At 69.6% G+C, this 3,426-nt stretch carries 3 protein-coding genes and 1 pseudogene; 1 reads left to right on the forward strand and 3 read right to left on the reverse strand.

The window, feature by feature from the left end:
• Nucleotides 1-61 precede the first annotated feature (61 nt).
• The 3 genes from PSD17_RS17435 to PSD17_RS17445 all read right to left on the reverse strand — a co-directional run bounded on the left by PSD17_RS17435 (nucleotide 62) and on the right by PSD17_RS17445 (nucleotide 3,177).
• Nucleotides 62-1,150, reverse strand: coding sequence for a hypothetical protein (locus PSD17_RS17435; RefSeq protein ID WP_339123541.1), 1,089 nt, complete (start codon nucleotides 1,148-1,150; stop codon nucleotides 62-64).
• Nucleotides 1,151-1,774: 624 nt separating this feature from the next.
• Nucleotides 1,775-2,092 carry a helix-turn-helix domain-containing protein gene (locus PSD17_RS17440; protein ID WP_013676029.1) on the reverse strand — a complete coding sequence of 106 codons (318 nt, stop codon included), beginning with the start codon at nucleotides 2,090-2,092 and terminating at the stop codon, nucleotides 1,775-1,777.
• On the reverse strand, nucleotides 2,089-3,177 hold the full coding sequence (locus PSD17_RS17445; protein WP_013676030.1) for a tyrosine-type recombinase/integrase: 1,089 nt from the start codon (nucleotides 3,175-3,177) through the stop codon (nucleotides 2,089-2,091). The genes PSD17_RS17440 and PSD17_RS17445 overlap by 4 nt, the downstream gene beginning before the upstream one ends.
• A gap of 145 nt (nucleotides 3,178-3,322) precedes the next feature.
• Between PSD17_RS17445 and PSD17_RS17450 the strand changes: the two are divergent.
• Nucleotides 3,323-3,426 (forward strand): annotated as a pseudogene (locus PSD17_RS17450) (ATP-binding protein); the annotation flags it as partial.

Raw genomic sequence — 3,426 nt, forward strand, 5'->3', positions numbered from 1 at the left:
AACCTGCCCTTCGGGAAAGCGCACATGTTCGACCGAACCTGTGTCAGGTCGCGCCGAAACATCACGGGTTCGGCAGCCGGCCGGCGTCGACGTGGTCGGCCAGATAGATCAGTGGGGACTGCGGGTCCATCCCGAACGCGGCCGCGACGAGCTTGGGGTCCATGACGTTGACCAGGTCGACCAGCCGGGTGCTGCGGATCATGCGGGGCGCGGCGCCGCAGGGGTCGAGGACGTGGCTGAGATAGGCCGTCGACGCCGCACGGCGCCCGGCTTTGGTGCCCTTGGTGACGATGACGTGCGGATTGTCGGTTCGCTGCTGCGCGCGGTGGGCAAGGCAGCGCTGCAGCACCGACCAGCTGGCCGGGTCGAGCGGGACCGGGTGCGGCCGCCGGCCCAGCCGCACTGCTCGGGCGTGTTCATCGACGTCATCGATCAGCATCAGGCGCATTTCCTGGCTGGACGCGCCATGCAACAGCGCGAGCATCCCGACCAGTGCCTCATGCGGATGCACCCCGTCGCCGGCGGCAGAATCCGCGCTGAGGTCGGTGGTCCACCGCCGAAACAGCGATCGTTGCTCGGCGAGGGTCAGGGTCGACCCGCGGAAAGCGCTGGGCTCGGAGGCCGACAGATCTCGGGCGGGATCGACGAGGATCAGCCGGCGCGCGCGGGCGAAGCGGAAGAACTGGCGCAGCACGACCAGCCGCCGCTTGCGCGAGGCCGGCATGCCGGCCAGGAACGCCTCGATGTCGCCGATGTCGACCAACTCCCACCCGTGCTTGCCACGCTGCTCGATCAGGAACTGAGCGAGGTCGCCCACGATGGTCAGCGCCGTCTCGACGGTGTGGTCACTGCGCGCTCGGGTTCCGGCGCGACGCGCGCGTTCACGCGCATGCAGCATCTTCTCGCAGAACCCGGCCACCGCCGGCCGCAACGGTGCAGGGACCCGGTCGACACGGCGCCGCCGCCGCCCGGCGGCGAGCTGTTCGGGATGGTCGGTGGCCAGGGCGAGCTGGTGGTCGGTGAAGAAATCCTCGAGCACCCGCGCGAGCGGGCCCATGGAGCGTCCTGGGCGGCGGGCTCGGTCCAGCACCGCCGCCGGCAGATTGGAGTGCTCATCGGCCAGCAGTCGCCCCAGCTCGGTGATCAGCATGCAGGCCCGGCTGGGGCAGTAGCGCGAGGCAACGTGAGCGGTGAACGACTCGAGCCAGTCGGGCGGGCTCGCCAGCCGCTCGGCCAACGCCTCGGCGCGGATGAACGGCCGAGCGGGGTGTCGCTGCCAACACGCCGAGCACAGCCCGAGACCGGCATGGCGGCGCACCCGACCGCAGCCAGCGCAGGGGCGCGGCGGCTGGGGCCCTGGCTGCGGGCGTGAGCAGTGGCCACACCATCCCGTCGCCGCGCGCAAGTGGCCGAGCCTGGCGCAGCGCGGGCAGATCTGCATCGCGGCCGCCCGCTGATCGGTGCGCCGGCAGGTCTTGCACAACGTCTCGGTGGCCGAACGGCGCGGCCTGTCGCAGCGTCGGCAGCGGCGTGAGCACAACACGCACCGGCCAGTGTCTGCCTGCAGGACACGCTGGTTCCCGCAGGCCGGACAGGGCTCCTTAGCTGCATTCTCACGAACCCGCCGGGAACAACGACAGCATCGTGGCTGATCCAGCAGCCCGACGGGCGCGCCGCAGTCGGCGCAGTCACGCTGCTTCTTACCCACGACCTCGCCAACCTGGTCGATCGTGTCGGGCTCGCCGTCGTCCCCGCAGTCGTTCTCGTGGTCCGGTCACATCGGCGGCAGGGATCGACCACCGGTCCCGGATGCTCGAGGACCGTCGAGGGCTGTCGGACGAGTCGGCGCGACCGGTCGCTCGACCGGAGTGGTGTCGATCTCGAACAGGTCGTCGGGAGTGCACTGCAGAGCAGTGCACAGCGCGATCAGCGTCGAGAGCTTGATCTGGCTGGGTTCCTTGGTGAACAACGCCGACACCGACGCCGCGGACATCTCCACGCCAGCCCGCTCCCCGAGCAGCCGACGCAGTTGCGTCCCGGTCCAGACCTCGCGCTGCGCCGCGGCCATCCGCAGCCGCCACCGAATCCTCATCGCCGTTCATCCTCACCGGCGCGCTCGACAGGCTCGTCGGGCCCGCCGAGCTCGGACAGCGTGGTGGACACCGCGCGTCGATATGCATCCTCGATGAACGTCGCCGAGGGGCGGACATACCGCATCGTCGAGCTGACCGTCCAATGCCCGAGCAGCTGCTGAATCGCGACCAGGTCCACGCCGCGCTCATAGTTGTGGGTTGCGCACGCTCGCCGCAGCGCATGCGGGCTGAACCACTCCCCGGCCGCGCGGCCTTCCAGCTCCATCAACCGGCGCAGCCGGTTGCGGATCGTCCCCCGATGCAGGCTGCCGCCGGACTCGTCGGCGAACAGCACCGGTGAGTCGGGGAACTTGCCGCGCACGTCGTTGAGGAACCACCGCAGCACCAGGTCCAGGCCATCGAGCATCGGGACCCACCGCGGCCGCGGACCTGATGTCCTCGCTGCCTTGCCGAACCGGACATGCAGCTTCCCGAACGGCCCGCGGTTGAAGTGCACATCCGCCACATCGAGCAGCGAGGCCTCCTCCGAGCGCAAGCCAGCGTGATAGAGCGTCCGGAACAACGCGTAGTCCCGCGCGGCCGGCGCATACTTGCGGGCGGTCGCGATCCGGCCCTTCAGGAACTCGAAGAACTGCCCGACCCGTTCCGGGGTCGGCGGCGGCATCGAGTCCGGCGAGTCGTCCCCGACATGGCGGGATGCGTTGAACTCATCCACCGGGCAGACCAGCGAGACACCGAACCAGGCCTGGATCTCGGCGGCCTTGCGCACCTGCAGGAACCGGTGGAAGCCCTTGAAGATCTGCACATAGTCACGGCGGGTCGACGCCTTCCGACCCGCAATGGCCAGATCGCCCACGACCCGATCGACGTCCTCAGGCGTCACCTCCCACGCCGGGCGGCCCAACGCCGTCAGCGTCCGCTCCAGCAACCCGAAGTCGTTCTCGATCGTCACCGGGCTGAACCCACGCGCCCGCCACGACGCCACGAACGCCTCGACGCACTCGCCCTGGAACTCCCACGGATCCGTCGTCGCCGGCGCCGCTACCGACGCAGCACCCGCGATCACTGTCAGCCGCCGCGTCACCCGCACACCCTCTTCGCACCTGAATGATTAAGGCAGCGCCTAACATAGCGATCTCCCACCTGGAAGATCCACAGGGCCCATCCAGGGCGCATCGGTGCAGGCACGAGCACAGATCCGGCTACACGAACAAGTGCCAGCCCCAGATCGCTGGGGCGAGACCTTCTCCGACGACGTCGTCGCCGCAGCCATGATCGACCGCCTCGTCCACCACGCCGAGGTCCTCACCCTCACCGGCGACTCCTACCGCAC

The organism is Pseudonocardia sp. D17, from assembly GCF_036984265.1.
In the GTDB taxonomy this organism is placed as follows: Bacteria; Actinomycetota; Actinomycetes; order Mycobacteriales; family Pseudonocardiaceae; genus Pseudonocardia; species Pseudonocardia benzenivorans.

Bases quoted from the DNA above. Each gene is read 5' to 3' on its own strand.
- PSD17_RS17435 (WP_339123541.1), bottom strand. From the start codon at position 1,150: ATGCTGATCACCGAGCTGGGGCGACTGCTGGCCGATGAGCACTCCAAT.
- PSD17_RS17440 (WP_013676029.1), bottom strand. From the start codon at position 2,092: ATGAGGATTCGGTGGCGGCTGCGGATGGCCGCGGCGCAGCGCGAGGTC.